At 58.6% G+C, this 16,988-nt stretch carries 17 protein-coding genes; 16 read left to right on the forward strand and 1 reads right to left on the reverse strand.

Annotation, left to right across the window (positions count from 1 at the left end):
• Positions 1–140: 140 nt before the first annotated feature.
• The 3 genes from AC6I8P_RS13285 to AC6I8P_RS13295 are packed head-to-tail and all read left to right on the forward strand — an operon-like array spanning position 141 to position 2,284.
• Positions 141–881 (forward strand): amino acid ABC transporter permease, encoded by a 741-nt coding sequence (locus AC6I8P_RS13285; protein ID WP_021508574.1) that lies wholly within the window; start codon positions 141–143, stop codon positions 879–881.
• A complete protein-coding gene (gene gltK / locus AC6I8P_RS13290; protein ID WP_021508575.1) occupies positions 881–1,558 on the forward strand; it encodes a glutamate/aspartate ABC transporter permease GltK in 678 nt (225 codons plus the stop codon). Before AC6I8P_RS13285 ends, gltK begins: the two co-directional genes overlap by 1 nt.
• The gene (locus AC6I8P_RS13295; RefSeq protein WP_058757895.1) at positions 1,559–2,284 is read left to right on the forward strand and encodes an amino acid ABC transporter ATP-binding protein; all 726 of its coding nucleotides are present in this window, start codon (positions 1,559–1,561) and stop codon (positions 2,282–2,284) included.
• Between the two features lie 437 nt (positions 2,285–2,721).
• Here the strand turns inward: AC6I8P_RS13295 and AC6I8P_RS13300 are convergent, their stop codons facing one another.
• Complete coding sequence (locus AC6I8P_RS13300; RefSeq protein WP_021508577.1) at positions 2,722–3,204, reverse strand: zinc ribbon-containing protein; 483 nt, start codon at positions 3,202–3,204, stop codon at positions 2,722–2,724.
• 221 nt (positions 3,205–3,425) lie between these two features.
• Here AC6I8P_RS13300 and leuS point away from each other — a divergent pair, with 221 nt between their 5' ends.
• The 13 genes from leuS to lipA all read left to right on the forward strand — a co-directional run bounded on the left by leuS (position 3,426) and on the right by lipA (position 16,891).
• Positions 3,426–6,008 (forward strand): leucine--tRNA ligase, encoded by a 2,583-nt coding sequence (leuS, locus tag AC6I8P_RS13305; protein WP_152391253.1) that lies wholly within the window; start codon positions 3,426–3,428, stop codon positions 6,006–6,008.
• A gap of 14 nt (positions 6,009–6,022) precedes the next feature.
• On the forward strand, positions 6,023–6,622 hold the full coding sequence (lptE, locus tag AC6I8P_RS13310) for an LPS assembly lipoprotein LptE (protein WP_021508579.1): 600 nt from the start codon (positions 6,023–6,025) through the stop codon (positions 6,620–6,622).
• A complete protein-coding gene (gene holA / locus AC6I8P_RS13315) occupies positions 6,619–7,650 on the forward strand; it encodes a DNA polymerase III subunit delta (protein WP_498007650.1) in 1,032 nt (343 codons plus the stop codon). The genes lptE and holA overlap by 4 nt, the downstream gene beginning before the upstream one ends.
• Entirely contained in the window at positions 7,643–8,287 is a 645-nt protein-coding gene (gene nadD, locus AC6I8P_RS13320; RefSeq protein ID WP_498030662.1) for a nicotinate-nucleotide adenylyltransferase, read from the forward strand. Before holA ends, nadD begins: the two co-directional genes overlap by 8 nt.
• Before the next feature lie 92 nt (positions 8,288–8,379).
• The gene (rsfS, locus tag AC6I8P_RS13325; protein ID WP_058775276.1) at positions 8,380–8,697 is read left to right on the forward strand and encodes a ribosome silencing factor; all 318 of its coding nucleotides are present in this window, start codon (positions 8,380–8,382) and stop codon (positions 8,695–8,697) included.
• A 3-nt stretch (positions 8,698–8,700) separates the two neighbouring features.
• Entirely contained in the window at positions 8,701–9,171 is a 471-nt protein-coding gene (gene rlmH, locus AC6I8P_RS13330) for a 23S rRNA (pseudouridine(1915)-N(3))-methyltransferase RlmH (protein WP_058757899.1), read from the forward strand.
• Positions 9,172–9,205: 34 nt separating this feature from the next.
• Entirely contained in the window at positions 9,206–11,110 is a 1,905-nt protein-coding gene (mrdA, locus tag AC6I8P_RS13335) for a peptidoglycan DD-transpeptidase MrdA (protein ID WP_021508584.1), read from the forward strand.
• 8 nt (positions 11,111–11,118) lie between these two features.
• A complete protein-coding gene (gene mrdB / locus AC6I8P_RS13340) occupies positions 11,119–12,231 on the forward strand; it encodes a peptidoglycan glycosyltransferase MrdB (protein WP_031279886.1) in 1,113 nt (370 codons plus the stop codon).
• A 10-nt stretch (positions 12,232–12,241) separates the two neighbouring features.
• Positions 12,242–13,342, forward strand: a complete 1,101-nt coding sequence (rlpA, locus tag AC6I8P_RS13345; RefSeq protein WP_058775275.1) for an endolytic peptidoglycan transglycosylase RlpA — start codon at positions 12,242–12,244, stop codon at positions 13,340–13,342.
• A gap of 118 nt (positions 13,343–13,460) precedes the next feature.
• A complete protein-coding gene (dacA, locus tag AC6I8P_RS13350; RefSeq protein WP_021508587.1) occupies positions 13,461–14,672 on the forward strand; it encodes a D-alanyl-D-alanine carboxypeptidase DacA in 1,212 nt (403 codons plus the stop codon).
• 93 nt (positions 14,673–14,765) lie between these two features.
• Entirely contained in the window at positions 14,766–15,029 is a 264-nt protein-coding gene (gene ybeD, locus AC6I8P_RS13355) for a DUF493 family protein YbeD (protein WP_010618866.1), read from the forward strand.
• Between the two features lie 69 nt (positions 15,030–15,098).
• The gene (gene lipB, locus AC6I8P_RS13360) at positions 15,099–15,749 is read left to right on the forward strand and encodes a lipoyl(octanoyl) transferase LipB (protein WP_498030663.1); all 651 of its coding nucleotides are present in this window, start codon (positions 15,099–15,101) and stop codon (positions 15,747–15,749) included.
• Positions 15,750–15,925: 176 nt separating this feature from the next.
• Complete coding sequence (lipA, locus tag AC6I8P_RS13365) at positions 15,926–16,891, forward strand: lipoyl synthase (RefSeq protein ID WP_058757902.1); 966 nt, start codon at positions 15,926–15,928, stop codon at positions 16,889–16,891.
• The last annotated feature ends 97 nt before the right edge of the window (positions 16,892–16,988 follow it).

Genomic DNA, 16,988 nt, shown 5'->3' on the forward strand with positions numbered 1-16,988 from the left:
GGCACTGCTGCCCTCTCGATTGCTGAACACGCGGTGCGGACAGACAGACTGTAACAGGCCGTTCCCCTGAAGCAGGACACAAGACACCGCTCAACAATCTTATGGGTAGCCTCGCTGCCCTTTTTTTACCGGAGCTCGTTATGGGTATCGATTGGAACTGGGGCATCTTTTTACAGCAGGCTCCGTTCGGCAATACGACTTACCTCGGCTGGCTGTGGTCCGGATTTCAGGTGACCGTCGCGGTCTCCTGCTGCGCCTGGATTATCGCCTTCCTGGTAGGTTCCTTCTTTGGCATTCTGCGTACCGTGCCTAATCGCTGGCTGTCCACGATTGGCACCTGCTACGTGGAGCTGTTTCGTAATATCCCGCTGATCGTGCAGTTCTTCTTCTGGTATCTGGTGGCGCCAGAACTGGTCGGGGAGAAGCTCGGCATGTGGTTTAAGGCTGAACTGGACCCGAACATCCAGTTTTTCCTCTCTTCAACCATCTGTCTCGGTCTGTTCACCGCCGCACGCGTGTGTGAGCAGGTGCGCGCCGCGATTCAGTCGCTGCCGCGCGGCCAGAAAAACGCCGGTCTGGCGATGGGCCTGACGCTGCCGCAGACCTACCGCTACGTGCTGCTGCCTAACGCCTATCGCGTGATTGTGCCGCCGATGACCTCGGAAATGCTTAACCTGGTGAAGAACTCCGCCATCGCCTCTACCATCGGTCTGGTCGACCTGGCGGCGCAGGCGGGCAAGCTGCTGGATTACTCGGCGCATGCCTATGAATCTTTCACCGCTATCACCCTGGCCTACGTCGGTATTAACCTGGTGATCATGCTGATTATGAGTCTGGTAGAACGCAAAATCCGCCTGCCCGGCAACCTGGGAGGCAAATAATGTACGATTTTGACTGGAGTTCGATTCCGCCCAGCCTGCCCTATCTGCTGAACGGCATGATCATTACGCTGAAAATCACGGCGGTGGCGGTAGTGTTTGGCATTATCTGGGGCACCATTCTGGCGGTGATGCGCTTGTCCGCGTTCGCCCCGATCCGCTGGTTCGCCAAACTGTACGTGAACCTGTTCCGCTCGGTACCGCTGGTGATGGTGCTGCTGTGGTTCTATCTGGTGGTTCCCAGCTTCCTGCAGCAGGTGCTTGGGCTGTCGCCAAAAACCGATATCCGCCTGATCTCCGCCATGGTGGCGTTTGCGCTGTTTGAAGCCGCTTACTATTCGGAGATTATCCGCGCCGGTATCCAGAGCATCTCGCGCGGTCAGTCCAACGCGGCGCTGGCGCTGGGTATGACGCAGTGGCAGTCGATGAAATTGATCATCCTGCCGCAGGCGTTCCGCGCCATGGTGCCGCTGCTGCTGACGCAGGGCATCGTGCTGTTCCAGGATACCTCGCTGGTGTATGTGTTAAGCCTGGCGGACTTCTTCCGCACCGCGTCCACCATCGGTGAACGTGACGGTACCCAGGTAGAAATGGTTCTGTTTGCCGGTCTGGTCTACTTCGTGATCAGCCTGAGCGCTTCGCTGTTGGTAAGTTATCTGAAAAGAAAAAGGACGGTTTAAATGATTAGCCTGAAAAATGTTTCTAAGTGGTATGGGCACTTTCAGGTGCTGACCGACTGCTCCACCGAAGTGAAGAAAGGTGAGGTAGTGGTGGTCTGCGGACCGTCCGGCTCCGGTAAATCGACGCTGATTAAAACGGTGAACGGGCTGGAGCCCGTGCAGCAGGGCAGCATTCAGGTGAACGGTACCGAGGTGAACAACAAAAAAACCAATCTCGCCCAACTGCGCAGTAAAGTGGGCATGGTGTTCCAGCACTTCGAACTGTTCCCGCATCTCAGCATCATTGATAACCTGGTGCTGGCGCAGGTGAAAGTGCTGAAGCGCGACAAAACTGCCGCACGCGACAAGGGCCTTGCCCTGCTGAAGCGCGTGGGTCTGGCGGCGCATGCGGAGAAATTCCCTGGTCAGCTGTCTGGCGGTCAGCAGCAGCGCGTCGCCATCGCCCGTGCGCTGTGCATGGATCCTATCGCCATGCTGTTCGATGAACCGACTTCCGCACTGGATCCGGAGATGATCAACGAAGTGCTGGACGTCATGGTGGAGTTAGCCAACGAAGGCATGACGATGATGGTGGTGACGCACGAGATGGGCTTTGCACGCAAAGTGGCGAATCGCGTCATCTTTATGGACGAAGGAAAGATCGTTGAAGACACCAACAAGGATGACTTCTTCAGCAATCCGCAGTCCGACCGTGCCAAAGACTTCCTGGCGAAAATCCTGCACTAATACTCACAATTCTGGCGGTCCACGGACCGCCAGCGTCAGGGCTTATCTTGCCCCCGCCTGCACTTCACCAAAATCGATATATTGCTGCTGTGATGTGGTACCCGACTGCGCAAGGCATAGCGTCTTGCCGCACCGGCATGAATCCTCCTGGAGCCTGCCGCCGCGCCTTCCCTGGCGCGGAGGCTGCCGCAAGTCACTATGCCTTGCGCACCATTAAGTTTCATCATCGCGGTAACTAAATGCGCGCATACCGCCGCATCTGCTTTTTTACGGCAGAAGGGATCCTGAACTAAGCCGGACGTCACGCGGCAGGGATGCCGCGTGTCGAGGCACGCAGGGATGCGGGTTTTGCCGATCCGGGCGTGTTCAGGTTCCCTTCTGACAGTCCGCACGCCTTCAGCAGCAATACTTTTTTTGCTTTAGATCACGGTGATAATTCAGGGCTCAAACGGCTGACGCTGGAACTGATCGTGGCCGCACTCCGGGCAGCGCGTCAGGCTCTCCGGGGTGTAAATCGCCCGGGTAAAGCCGCACTTTTCACACACCAGGTTACCCAGTCCCACCACTTCGCCGCTCTGATACACGCCGTGATGCCGCAGATCCTGAAACACTTCGCGCCACTCCAGCTGGCTCTTATCAGTGATATCGGCCAGCTCTTTCCACAGGCTTTCACGAATCACCCGCAAAAACACTGAATCGCCGAGCGCTTCGCTGGATTCCTGATAGCTGAGCGCGAACTCGTGCAAATCGCGCCGCACCGCGCGCATGACCTCGTCGACTTCGGCGGTGGTCAGCGTCTGTTTCTGCAGCAGCGCGCTGCGCGCCTCGGCGACCAGTGCGTCGACATCACGCTCGCCACGCTCCAGCCGCTGGGTTAATGCTGCTACCGTTGCACGATACTCCTGCGCCACATTATTCATTTTGTTCTCCTTTCCGCTGCGGATGCTGAGTTAAGTTTAGCCGCTTTGCCATATTTGCTGCGCTTAGCGCAGAGGAAATCGCAAAAGGGTGAAAGCGCTGGCGCATTCCGCACAAATCACGCCGCCAGAGGGCGTCAATTGTTGTTGAGGGGCGGCCTTATGGGTATGCTATGCGGATCAAAAGTGTTTAAAAAACGATTTCACAAGGACCACAGGCAGCCATGCAAGAGCAATACCGCCCGGAAGAGATAGAATCCCGCGTCCAGCAGCACTGGGACGAAAACGAAACCTTCAAAGTGACCGAGCAGGAAGGCAAAGAGAAATACTATTGCCTGTCTATGCTGCCCTATCCTTCTGGCCGCCTGCACATGGGCCACGTGCGTAACTACACCATTGGCGATGTGATTGCGCGCTACCAGCGCATGCTGGGCAAAAACGTCCTGCAGCCGATTGGCTGGGATGCCTTTGGCCTGCCCGCCGAAGGGGCGGCGGTGAAAAACAACACTGCGCCAGCACCCTGGACCTACGACAACATCGAATACATGAAAAACCAGCTGAAACTGCTGGGCTTCGGCTATGACTGGAGTCGCGAACTGGCGACCTGTCAGCCTGAGTATTACCGCTGGGAACAGTGGTTCTTCACCAAACTGTACGAAAAAGGTCTGGTCTACAAAAAAACCTCCGCAGTCAACTGGTGCCCGAACGACCAGACCGTACTGGCGAACGAACAGGTGATCGATGGCTGCTGCTGGCGCTGCGACACCAAAGTCGAACGCAAAGAGATCCCGCAGTGGTTCGTGAAAATCACCGATTACGCCGAAGAGCTGCTCAACGACCTCGATAAGCTGGAAGACTGGCCGGAGCAGGTCAAGACCATGCAGCGCAACTGGATTGGCCGTTCTGAAGGTGTGGAGATCACCTTTGACGTGGCCAACAGCGCGGAAAAAGTCACGGTTTACACCACCCGTCCGGACACCTTCATGGGGGCAACCTATGTCGCCGTGGCAGCCGGTCATCCTCTGGCGCGCCAGGCTGCCGTCAACAACCCGGCGCTGGCTGACTTCATTGCTGAATGCAGCAACACCAAAGTCGCCGAAGCGGACATGGCTACGATGGAGAAGAAAGGCATGGCCACCGGCCTGCACGCTATCCATCCGCTGACGGGCGAAGAGATTCCGGTCTGGGTCGCTAACTTCGTGCTGATGGAGTACGGCACCGGTGCCGTAATGGCCGTACCGGGTCATGACCAGCGCGACTGGGAATTCGCCACCAAATACGATCTCAACATCAAACCGGTGGTGCTCAACCTCGACGGTACCGTGCCGGATATCAGCGCCGCGGCGATGACCGAAAAAGGCACGCTGTTCAACTCGGGCGAGTTTGACGGTCTGGACCACGACGCTGGCTTCAACGCCATCGCCGATGCGCTGGCGGCCAAAGGCGTCGGCGTGCGTAAAGTAAACTATCGCCTGCGCGACTGGGGTGTGTCACGCCAGCGCTACTGGGGTGCGCCAATTCCGATGGTGACGCTGGAAGATGGCACCGTAATGCCAACGCCAGAAGATCAGCTGCCGGTAATTCTGCCGGAAGACGTGGTCATGGACGGTATCACCAGCCCAATCAAAGCCGATCCGGAGTGGGCGAAAACCACCGTCAACGGTCAGCCGGCGCTGCGTGAAACCGACACCTTCGACACCTTTATGGAATCATCGTGGTACTACGCGCGTTACACCTGTGCGAACTACAACGAAGGCATGCTGGATCCGGCGGCAGCGAACTACTGGCTGCCGGTCGATCAGTATGTGGGCGGTATCGAACACGCCATCATGCACCTGATGTATTTCCGCTTCTACCACAAGCTGCTGCGCGACGCGGGCCTGGTCAACTCTGACGAGCCGGCCAAACGTCTGCTGTGTCAGGGCATGGTACTGGCTGACGCCTTCTACTACGTCGGCGCCAACGGCGAGCGCAACTGGGTTTCTCCGGTTGACGTTAACGTCGAGCGCGACGAAAAAGGCCGCATCACCAAAGCCATCGACAATCAGGGCCGCGAAGTGATCTACGCGGGCATGAGCAAAATGTCGAAGTCCAAAAACAACGGCATCGACCCGCAGCTGATGGTTGAGCGCTACGGCGCAGATACCGTGCGCCTGTTCATGATGTTTGCCTCCCCGGCGGAAATGACGCTGGAGTGGCAGGAGTCAGGCGTGGAAGGCGCAAACCGCTTCCTGAAACGCGTGTGGAAGCTGGCGTACGATCACGTGGCTAAAGGCGCGACCGTGGCGCTGGATGTCAACGCGCTCAACGATGAGCAGAAAGCGCTGCGTCGCGATCTGCACAAAACCATCGCCAAAGTGGCGGATGACATCGGCCGTCGTCAGACCTTCAACACCGCGATTGCGGCGATCATGGAGCTGATGAACAAACTGCTGCGCGCGCCGCAGGAGAGCGAACAGGATCGCGCCCTGATGCAGGAAGCGCTGGTCGCCGTAACGCGCCTGCTCTATCCATTCACCCCGCACGCCAGCTACGTGCTGTGGCAGGCACTGGGTGGCGAAGGCAGCATCGACGACGCCAGCTGGCCGGTTGCCGATGAAGCGGCAATGGTAGAGGATTCGCTGCTGGTGGTAGTGCAGGTCAACGGTAAAGTGCGTGGTAAAATTACCGTGGCGCCGGATGCGACGCAGGAACAGGTGCAGGCGCGTGCGGCACAGGAGCATCTGGTGGCGAAATATCTGGATGGCGTCACCCTTCGTAAAGTGATTTATGTCCCTGGCAAACTGCTTAACCTGGTCGTAGGTTAAGTTCAGGAGGAACTGTGCGACAACTCGTTATCAGGCTGTTTGTCCTGCTGGCAGTGCTGGTCACTGCCGGCTGTGGTTTTCATCCGCGCGGCACCACGCAGGTGCCTCCGGAAATGAAAACGCTGATCGTCCAGAGCGGCGATCCGTATGGCCCGCTGGCGCGCACCGTGCGTCAGCAGCTGCGCATCAACGATGTCAAAATCGTTGAAGACAGCAAAGCGGCCAGTGCGCAATACCCGACGCTGCGTCTCGGCGCGGAGAGTCAGGGACGCGACACCGCGTCGGTATTCATCAGCGGCACCACCGCGGAATACTCGCTGGTGATGACCGTCAGCGCGCAGGTGTTGCTGCCGGGTAAAGGCATTTATCCGATCAGCACCACGGTGTACCGTTCGTTCTTCGACAACCCGAACGCCGCGCTGGCGAAGGATGCCGAGCAGGATATGATTGTGCAGGAGATGCGTCAGCGTGCCGCCGAGCAGCTGGTACGTAAGCTGCTGACGGTACACGCCGCGCAGGAGAGCAACAAAGAGACGCTGCCGCAACCTGAAGTGATTGCGCCAGGCGCGGACTCACCGGAAGTGCCCTCCTCGTCAGCCACCAGTCTGCAATGATCAGGATCTATCCTGAACAACTGCGCGCGCAGCTTCGAGAGGGGCTGCGCGCCTGTTATTTTCTCACCGGTAATGAACCCCTGCTGATTCAGGAGAGCGCAGATGCTATCCGCGCTGCCGCCGCTCAGCAGGGCTTCGACGAGCATTTTTCCGTCAGCGTTGATGCGCAGACTGACTGGGAGGCGATTTTCGCCAGCTGTCAGTCGCTGAGCCTGTTCACACAGCGCCAGACGCTGACGCTGCAGCTGCCGGAAAACGGCCCCAACGCCGCCATCGCCGAACAGCTGGTGAAACTGGCGGCGCTGCTGCACAGCGACATTATGCTGGTGCTGCGGATGGCGAAGCTGACCAAAGCGCAGGAAAACAGCGCCTGGTTCAAAGCGCTCAGCGCCAGTGCGGTGCTGGTGCCGTGCCAGACGGCGGAACAGGCGCAGCTGCCGCGCTGGGTGGCCGCCCGCGCGAAAGCCCTGCAGCTGAGTATTGATGACGCGGCAATTCAGCTGCTCTGCTACTGTTATGAAGGTAATCTGCTGGCGCTGGCCCAGGCGCTGGAGCGGCTGTCGCTGCTGTGGCCGGACGGCAAACTGACGCTGCCCCGCGTGGAAGAAGCGGTGAACGATGCCGCGCATTTCACGCCGTTTCACTGGGTTGATGCGCTGCTGGCCGGCAAGAGCAAACGCGCGCTGCACATTTTGCGTCAGTTGCAAAAAGAGGACAGCGAAGTGGTGATTCTGCTGCGCACGCTGCAGCGCGATCTGCTGACGCTACTGCAGCTGCAACGCCAGCAGGCGAAGCAGCCGCTGCGTACGCTGATGGATCAACAGCGTATCTGGCAGAACCGCCGTGCCCTGTTCACTGAAGCGCTGCAGCGACTGGATGCGCAACGGCTGCAGCAAGCGGTGCATCTGCTGGCTCAACTCGAACTGACCATGAAGCAGGACTACGGTCAGAATTTGTGGCCGCAGCTGGAGACGCTGTCATTGCTGCTGTGCCATCGTGATTTTCCGCTGGGTTTAACTGATGTCTGACCTTTACGCGCTGTTTGGCGGCACTTTCGATCCAATTCATTTCGGCCATCTGCGTCCGGTCACCGCGCTGGCGCAGCAGGTTGGCCTGCAAAAAGTGACGCTGCTGCCGAACAACGTGCCGCCGCACCGGCCGCAGCCGGAAGCCAGCGCACAACAGCGCGTGGCGATGCTGCGCTGCGCCATTGCCGATCGTCCGCTGTTTGATATCGACACGCGCGAGCTGACGCGCACCACGCCGTCATGGACGGTGGACACGCTGGAAACCCTGCGCGCCGAGCGCGGTGCACAACAGCCCCTGGGGTTTATCATCGGTCAGGATTCTCTGCTAACGTTAGGAAAATGGCATCGCTGGCAGGAGCTGCTGTCGCTGTGTCACCTGCTGGTTTGTCAGCGTCCAGGCTACGCCGCGCAGATGGCTACGCCAGAGATGCAGCAGTGGCTGGATGCGCACCGCGCGCATGAAGTGCAGCAGCTGCATCGCGCACCGGCAGGCTACATCTGGCTGGCCGACACGCCGCTGTTCGACATTTCTGCCACTGAGATTCGCCAGCGCCGCCATCACGGCCAGGACTGCGCCGATCTGCTGCCAGCGGCGGTGATCGACTACATCGATCGCGCGGGCTTATATCGCGATTGATCGCCGCGTGCTATACTGCGCCGCTTCATTTTTGGCTGCGTTTTCCGGGGCATTCAGCCTGCCCATAATCACCTGTTTTTAAGGGGAACCTTTTGCAAGGCAAAGCACTCCAAGAGTTCGTTATTGATAAGATTGATGATCTCAAAGGCCAGGACATCGTTGCGATTGATGTGCAGGGCAAATCCAGTATCACCGATTGCATGATTATCTGTACCGGGACCTCCAACCGCCATGTCTCCTCCATCGCTGACCATGTGATGCAGGAATCGCGCGCGGCAGGCCTGAGACCGCTCGGCGTCGACGGCAAAGCGGCTGCTGACTGGGTTGTGGTCGATCTCGGTGAAGTGATCGTGCACGTGATGCAGGAAGAGAGCCGCCAGCTGTATGAGCTGGAAAAGCTCTGGAGCTAAACGTTGAAACTGCAGCTTGTCGCCGTCGGCACCAAAATGCCCGACTGGGTTCAGACCGGTTTCATGGAGTACCTGCGTCGCTTTCCCAAAGATATGCCGTTTGAGCTGACTGAAGTGCCGGCCGGTAAACGCGGCAAAAACGCCGACATCAAACGCATTCTGGAAAAAGAGGGTGAAGCGATGCTGGCGGCGGTGGGCAAAGGCAACCGCATTGTGACGCTGGATATTCCCGGACAGCCGTGGGAAACGCCGCAGCTGGCGCAGCAGTTAGAGCGCTGGAAGCTGGACGGGCGTGATGTCAGCCTGCTGATTGGTGGACCGGAAGGCCTGGCACCGGCGTGTAAAGCGGCAGCCGAGCAGAGCTGGTCACTGTCCGCGTTAACGCTGCCGCACCCGCTGGTGCGTGTGCTGGTGGCGGAAAGCCTGTATCGTGCCTGGAGTATTACCACTAATCACCCTTATCACCGTGAATAAACGCCTGACAACCTCCAGACAATAAACGCAGCGGATGAAATTACAGAGCAACGCTTTTCGCGATTACACTGCCGAACAGAAACTGTTTGTCCGCCGCGCCCTGGTGGCCTTTGTCGGCATCCTGCTGCTCTCCAGCGTGCTGGTGGTCAATCTGTATCATCTGCAGATCCTGCGCTTCGACGACTACAGCACCCGTTCAAACGAAAACCGCATCAAACTGGTGCCGGTCGCCCCCAGCCGCGGCATCATCTATGACCGCAACGGTGTGCCGCTGGCGCTCAATCGCACCATTTACCAGGCCGAGCTGGTGCCGGAAAAAGTCGATGATCTGAAGCAGACGCTGCAGGATCTGCGGCCGGTGCTGGATTTGACCGACGACGATATCGATGCGTTTGAAAAAGAGCGCAAGCGCTCGCGCCGCTTTACCTCCATTCCGGTCAAAACCGGCCTGAATGAAGTGCAGGTCGCGCGCTTTGCAGTGAACCAGTACCGTTTCCCGGGCGTGGAAGTGAAAGGCTACCAGCGCCGCTACTACCCTTACGGCCAGACGCTGACGCACGTGGTGGGCTACGTCTCGAAAATCAACGATCGTGACGTCAAGCGCCTTGATGAAGAAGGCAAATGGCCGAATTACGCAGCCACCCACGACATCGGTAAGCTCGGCATCGAAAACTATTACGAAGATGTGCTGCACGGCAAAACCGGTTACGAAGAGGTGGAAGTTAACAACCGCGGTCGCGTGATCCGTCAGTTGCATGAGCAGTCACCGCAGGCCGGACGCGATATCTGGCTGACCATCGATCTCAAGCTACAGCAGTACATCGAAACCCTGCTGACCGGCAGCCGCGCCGCCGTGGTGGTGAGCGATCCGCGCACCGGTGAGATTCTCGCGCTGGTCTCCACACCCAGTTACGATCCGAATCTGTTTGTCGATGGTATTTCGAGTAAAGATTATAAGGCGCTGCTCGGCGATGAGAACCGCCCGCTGTATAACCGTGCGCTGCAGGCATCGTATCCGCCAGCCTCCACGGTTAAACCTTATGTGGCGGTCTCAGCGCTCAGCGCCGGCGTGATCAACCGTAATACCAGCCTGTTCGATCCGGGCTGGTGGCAGCTGCCGGGCTCGGAAAAACGCTACCGCGACTGGAAAAAGTGGGGCCACGGTCGCCTCAACGTCACCAAATCGCTGGAAGAGTCGGCGGATACCTTCTTCTATCAGGTGGCCTATGACATGGGCATCGACCGCCTGTCGGAGTGGATGACCAAATTCGGCTACGGCCACCGTACCGGTATCGACCTGCCGCAGGAGAGCCCCGGCAACATGCCGACGCGCGAATGGAAGATGAAACGCTTTAAAAAGCCGTGGTATCAGGGCGATACCATTCCGGTCGGTATCGGCCAGGGCTACTGGACGGCGACGCCAGTGCAGATGAACAAAGCGCTGATGATCCTGATTAACGACGGCGTGATTAAAGTGCCGCACCTGCTGCGCGCCACCCGTGAAGGCAACAGCATGGTGCCGTATCGCCAGCCGCCGGATGCGCCGATTGGCGACATTCATTCCGGCTACTGGGAGATCGCCAAAGACGGCATGTATGGCGTGGCCAACCGCGCCAACGGTACCGCGCACAAAAGCTTTGCCGACGCACCATACAAGATTGCGGCGAAATCCGGTACCGCACAGGTGTTTGGCCTGAAAGAGAATGAGACGTACAACGCGCACAAGATTGCCGAACGGCTGCGTGACCATAAGCTGATGACCGCCTTCGCGCCGTACGACAAGCCGCGCGTCGCCGTCACCATGATTCTGGAAAACGGCGGTGCCGGCCCGGCGGTGGGCACCGTGATGCGCCAGATTCTCGACCACATAATGCTGGGCGACAACAATACCGTGCTGCCAGAAGCCGCACCCATGCCGCCCGGCTACGAAGGTGAATAACGATGTCGATGAACGATAGTCCCCAGAAAAGAACGATCTGGACGCGTATCCATATCGACCCGCTGTTTATGCTGATCATCATCAGCCTGCTGGCCTACAGCGCCATTGTTATCTGGAGCGCCAGCGGCCAGGATCCGGGCATGATGGAGCGCAAGCTCGGACAGATTGCCATGGGCACCATCATCATGCTGGTGATGGCGCAGGTGCCGCCGCGCGTGTATGAAAGCTGGGCGCCCTACCTCTATATTGTCTGCGTGATTTTGCTGGTGGCGGTCGATGCCTTCGGCCACATCAGTAAAGGGGCACAGCGCTGGCTGGATCTCGGTTTTGTGCGCTTCCAGCCGTCGGAAATCGCTAAAATCGCCGTGCCGCTGATGGTGGCTCGCTTCATCAACCGCGATGTCTGCCCGCCAACGCTGAAAAACACCGGCATCGCGCTGGTGCTGATTTTCATGCCGACGCTGCTGGTGGCGGCGCAGCCGGACCTCGGTACCTCCATTCTGATCGCCGCCTCCGGCCTGTTCGTGCTGTTCCTCTCGGGCATGAGCTGGAAGCTGATTGGCGTGGCCGTGCTGCTGGTGGCGGCGTTCATCCCGATTCTGTGGTTCTTCCTGATGCACGATTATCAGCGCGACCGCGTGATGATGCTGCTCGATCCGGAGAGCGATCCGCTCGGGGCCGGTTACCACATTATTCAGTCCAAGATTGCTATTGGCTCCGGCGGCCTGCGCGGCAAAGGCTGGCTGCATGGCACCCAGTCACAGCTGGAGTTTCTGCCCGAACGTCACACCGACTTTATCTTCGCGGTGCTGGCGGAAGAGCTCGGCCTGGTGGGCGTCCTGCTGCTGCTGGTACTTTATCTGCTGCTGATCATGCGCGGGCTGGTGATTGCCGCACGCGCGCAAACCACTTTTGGTCGCGTGATGTCCGGCGGCCTGATGCTGATTCTGTTTGTGTATGTTTTCGTTAACATTGGCATGGTTAGTGGTATCTTACCGGTGGTTGGCGTGCCGCTGCCGCTGGTGAGCTACGGCGGATCGGCGCTGATTGTGTTAATGGCCGGATTTGGCATTGTGATGTCGATCCACACTCATCGAAAAATGTTATCTAAAAGCGTTTAAGAGGCTGCACATGCGTAAGGACTGGCTTGGGGTTGCTCTGGCATCACTGGTACTGGCTGCCTGTTCCACACCGGAACAGCAGACGAACACGGCCCCGCCGCAGCCGGCCTATAATGGTCCGGTGGTGGAGATTCCCGGCGTGGAGCCGCGCTATGAGCCGATCAATCCCTCTACCAGCCAGGACTACAGCGTCAACGGCAAAACCTATCGGGTGATTAAAGATCCGTCCAACTACAGCGAAGTTGGTCTGGCAACCTGGTACGGTGAAGAAGCGCAGGGCAACCGCACCGCGCTGGGTGAAACCTACGATCCGGACGCGTTAAGCGCCGCACACCCTACCCTGCCACTGCCAAGCTACGTGCGCGTCACCAACCTGGCCAATGGCCGGCAGATTGTGGTGCGCGTCAACGATCGCGGCCCTTATACGCCGGGCCGGATTATCGACCTGTCGCGCGCCGCGGGCGATCGCCTGAATATTTCCAATAACACCCGCGTACGGGTGGATTACATCAAGGTAGCGCCGGACGGTTCAGTATCCGGTCCGGGCACCATCGGCACCACCGTGGCCAAACAGAGCTATGCGCTGCCGGCGCGCCCTGACCTGAGCGGCGGCATGGTGATGACCGGCGTCAGCAGCGTGCCCGCCCCTGCCGCACAGGACGTCCGCGCGGTGGATAACAGTTCACTGCAGAGCAACGGCAACATCGGTGCACCGGTGCAGAGCAGCGGCTTTCTCGGCGCACCGCAGCCGTTAGCCAGCGGCGTACTGGAAGGCAGCGCGCCGGCCACACCGGTTGCCGCCAGCCCTGCCGCACCGGCTGCGGCTGCGGCAGCGAGTCCGGCTCCGGCCAGCCACAACGCCAGCGCCCATGCCGGCAGCGGTTTTGTGGTACAGGTTGGCGCCCTGAATGATGCCGCACGCGCCCGGCAGATGGCGGACAGCCTTGGCCAGCGCTTTGGTGTACCCGGCGCGGTGGAAGCCAATGGCAACGTCTACCGCGTGCAGCTTGGCGGTTTCAGCAGCCGGGCTCAGGCCGCGGCGCTGCAGCAGCGCCTGAGCACTGAAGCGCAGATCAGCTCCTTTATTACCACGGCCCGCCCGTCAATGTGACGGGCCGTGCCCTTGCCTGCTGACACTGAGGCATAAAGCCAGATGTCGCACGATGGCAGCTTTGCTATAGTAAGGCACTTTTTTCACTCTTAACCCCACGGATGCTGTAGTCCTGAACATGAATACGCTGAAACCTTCTCGTTTTCTGAAACGCCTGACAGTGGGATCACTGGTCGCTCTCTCCCTCAGCCACGTTGCCTTTGCAGATGATGTTAATCTGAAAACCATGATTCCGGGCGTGCCGGACATCGATGCCGAAGCTTACGTGCTGATCGACTATAACTCCGGCAAAGTGCTGGCGGAAAAGAACGCGGACGCGCGCCGCGACCCGGCCAGTCTGACCAAAATGATGACCAGCTACGTCATCGGCCAGGCGGTCAAAGCGGGCAAAATCCATCAGGATGACATTGTTACCGTCGGTAAAGATGCCTGGGCAACCGGCAATCCGGTGTTCAAAGGCTCCTCGCTGATGTTCCTCAAGCCGGGCGATCGCGTACCGGTCTCTCAGCTGACGCGCGGTATCGTGCTGCAGTCCGGTAACGACGCCTGCGTGGCGATGGCCGATTACGTTGCCGGCAGCCAGGACGCGTTCGTTAACCTGATGAACAACTACGTGGGCGCGCTGGGCCTGAAAAATACCCATTTCCAGACCGTGCACGGTCTTGATGCTGATGGTCAGTACAGTACGGCGCGTGACATGGCGCTGATTGGCCAGGCGCTGATTCGCGATGTGCCCGATGAATACGCGGTCTACAGAGAGAAAGAGTTCACCTTTAATAACATCCGCCAGATGAACCGTAACGGCCTGCTGTGGGATACCAGCCTGAACGTCGACGGCATCAAAACCGGCCACACCGAAGCCGCCGGCTACAACCTGGTGGCGTCAGCGACCGAAGGCCAGATGCGTCTGATCTCGGCGGTGATGGGCGGTCACACCTTCAAAGGCCGTGAAACCGAGAGTAAAAAGCTGCTGACCTGGGGCTTCCGCTTCTTCGAAACCGTGGCACCGCTGAAGGCGGGCAAAGAGTTTGCCTCTGAGCCGGTATGGTTTGGCAACAGCGATCGCGTGCAGCTCGGCGTGGAAAAAGATGCCTACCTGACCATCCCGCGCGGCCGCATGAAAGACCTCAAGGCCAGTTACGTGCTGAACAACACCGAACTGCACGCGCCGCTGCAGAAAAACCAGGTCGTGGGCAGCATCAACTTCCAGCTGGATGGTAAAACCATTGAACAGCGTCCGCTGGTGGTGCTGAACGAAGTGCAGGAAGGCGGTTTCTTCAGCCGCATCATCGATTACATCAAACTGATGTTCCATCACTGGTTCGGCTAAGGCGCGCTTGAAAAATCGCCAATCCGTCCCCAGATAAGCTACTATATTGCTCCCGCTTCGGCGGGAGCCTGTTTTTTATGCACCGGAGTTAATATGAAAACCAAACTGAATGAACTGCTCGAATTCCCGACGCCTTTTACCTACAAAGTGATGGGCCTGGCGCAACCGGAGCTGGTTGATCAAGTGGTTGAAGTGGTGCAGCGTCATGCGCCCGGCGACTACAGCCCTGACGTGAAGCCCAGCAGCAAAGGCAATTATCACTCGGTTTCGATCACCATTAACGCTACCCACATCGAACAGGTGGAAACCCTGTACGAAGAGCTGGGCAACATCGAAATCGTGCGCATGGTGCTGTAATGCTGACGCTGGTAAAGGCCGCTTTGCCAGCGTTATACTCTGCCCTCCACTCGCTACCGGACTTCTGCTTTGTCTGCTAATACGCTTCTTGTTCGTCAGCTTGGCCAGCGCGACTGGCAGCCCGTCTCCGATGCCATGCATCACTTTACCGATCGGCGCGACAGCGCCACCGCCGATGAACTCTGGCTGGTGGAACACCCTGCGGTGTTTACTCAGGGCCAGGCGGGCAAAGCCGAACATGTGCTGGTGCCGGGCGATATTCCGGTGGTACAGAGCGATCGCGGCGGCCAGGTAACCTATCACGGCCCGGGCCAGCAGGTAATGTATGTACTGATTGACGTTAAACGCCGCAAGCTGGGCGTGCGCGATCTGGTCACCGCACTGGAAGAGACGGTCATCGCTACGCTGGCTGATTACGACATCATTGCGCGTGCGCGTGCGGATGCGCCCGGCGTATACGTTGGCGATGCGAAAATCTGTTCGCTCGGCCTGCGCATCCGCAAAGGCTGCTCGTTTCACGGTCTGGCGCTCAATGTTGCGATGGATCTGGCGCCCTTCCTGCGCATCAATCCCTGTGGCTATGCCGGCATGCAGATGACGCAGATCAGCGCCTTCCGGCCCGGCATCACGCCGGCGGACGTGCAGCCGCGCCTGGTGCAGCATTTCGCGCGCCTGACCGGCTTTAGCGATACGGAATGGCATGATGAGGTCGCGTGCTGACCTTGACCGTACGTGCGCATTTACAAAATTGTAACTTTCGCCACGGCTTATCGGCTGCTTCTGCCCCGGCGAGATGATATAATTTTTGCAATTTTTTCAAATAAAGTTGAAAGCCTGGTTCTCAGTTTGAGTGAGGAAGCTTTCAAATCGCAATCCCGACCGGAACCTGCAGATTTATGAGTAAACCAATTCAGATGGAACGTGGCGTCAAGTATCGCGATGCCGACAAAATGGCGCTGATTCCGGTAAAAACCGTGGTCACCGAACGCCAGGAAATCCTGCGTAAGCCGGAGTGGATGAAGATCAAGCTGCCTGCGGATTCCAGCCGCATTCAGGGCATCAAAGCGGCGATGCGTAAAAACGGCCTGCACTCGGTGTGTGAAGAGGCTTCCTGCCCTAACCTCGCCGAATGCTTTAACCACGGCACCGCCACCTTTATGATCCTCGGTGCCATCTGTACCCGCCGCTGTCCATTCTGCGATGTGGCACACGGTCGGCCAAACGCGCCGGACGCCAACGAGCCGCTGAAGCTGGCACAAACCATCGCCGATATGGCGCTGCGCTATGTGGTGATCACCTCGGTGGACCGCGACGATCTGCGTGACGGCGGTGCACAGCACTTTGCTGACTGCATCAGCGCCATCCGCGAGAAAAGCCCGACCATTAAAATTGAAACGCTGGTGCCGGACTTCCGCGGGCGTATGGATCGCGCGCTGGAGATCCTCACGGCGACCCCGCCGGATGTGTTCAACCATAACCTGGAAAACGTACCGCGCGTCTATCGTCAGGTGCGTCCGGGCGCTAACTATGAGTGGTCGCTGAAGCTGCTGGAGCGTTTCAAAGAGGCGCATCCGGACGTGCCAACCAAATCCGGTCTGATGGTCGGTCTCGGGGAAACCAATGCGGAAATCATCGAGGTGATGCGCGATCTGCGTCGCCACGGTGTCACCATGCTGACTCTCGGCCAGTATCTGCAGCCAAGCCGTCACCATCTGCCGGTGCAGCGTTACGTCAGCCCGGCTGAATTTGATGAGATGAAAGAGGAAGCGCTGGCGATGGGCTTTACCCACGCCGCCTGCGGTCCGTTCGTCCGCTCGTCTTATCACGCTGATATGCAGGCCAAAGGCCTGGAAGTGAAGTAATCTCCTGCCGCGATTGCGCCCTGCTGCGGCGCAATCGCAAAAATTCTGCTTAAACAGCTTAATTCCTGTCGCAAATCTGTCGCTTTAACCGCTGAGG

This window comes from gamma proteobacterium symbiont of Lampromicra miyakona, assembly GCF_059730895.1.

Bases quoted from the DNA above. Each gene is read 5' to 3' on its own strand.
- AC6I8P_RS13300 (WP_021508577.1), bottom strand. From the start codon at position 3,204: ATGAATAATGTGGCGCAGGAGTATCGTGCAACGGTAGCAGCATTAACC.
- AC6I8P_RS13285 (WP_021508574.1), top strand. From the start codon at position 141: ATGGGTATCGATTGGAACTGGGGCATCTTTTTACAGCAGGCTCCGTTC.
- AC6I8P_RS13295 (WP_058757895.1), top strand. From the start codon at position 1,559: ATGATTAGCCTGAAAAATGTTTCTAAGTGGTATGGGCACTTTCAGGTG.
- mrdA (WP_021508584.1), top strand. From the start codon at position 9,206: ATGAAATTACAGAGCAACGCTTTTCGCGATTACACTGCCGAACAGAAA.
- mrdB (WP_031279886.1), top strand. From the start codon at position 11,119: ATGAACGATAGTCCCCAGAAAAGAACGATCTGGACGCGTATCCATATC.
- gltK (WP_021508575.1), top strand. From the start codon at position 881: ATGTACGATTTTGACTGGAGTTCGATTCCGCCCAGCCTGCCCTATCTG.
- holA (WP_498007650.1), top strand. From the start codon at position 6,619: ATGATCAGGATCTATCCTGAACAACTGCGCGCGCAGCTTCGAGAGGGG.
- ybeD (WP_010618866.1), top strand. From the start codon at position 14,766: ATGAAAACCAAACTGAATGAACTGCTCGAATTCCCGACGCCTTTTACC.
- lipA (WP_058757902.1), top strand. From the start codon at position 15,926: ATGAGTAAACCAATTCAGATGGAACGTGGCGTCAAGTATCGCGATGCC.
- nadD (WP_498030662.1), top strand. From the start codon at position 7,643: ATGTCTGACCTTTACGCGCTGTTTGGCGGCACTTTCGATCCAATTCAT.
- dacA (WP_021508587.1), top strand. From the start codon at position 13,461: ATGAATACGCTGAAACCTTCTCGTTTTCTGAAACGCCTGACAGTGGGA.
- rlpA (WP_058775275.1), top strand. From the start codon at position 12,242: ATGCGTAAGGACTGGCTTGGGGTTGCTCTGGCATCACTGGTACTGGCT.
- leuS (WP_152391253.1), top strand. From the start codon at position 3,426: ATGCAAGAGCAATACCGCCCGGAAGAGATAGAATCCCGCGTCCAGCAG.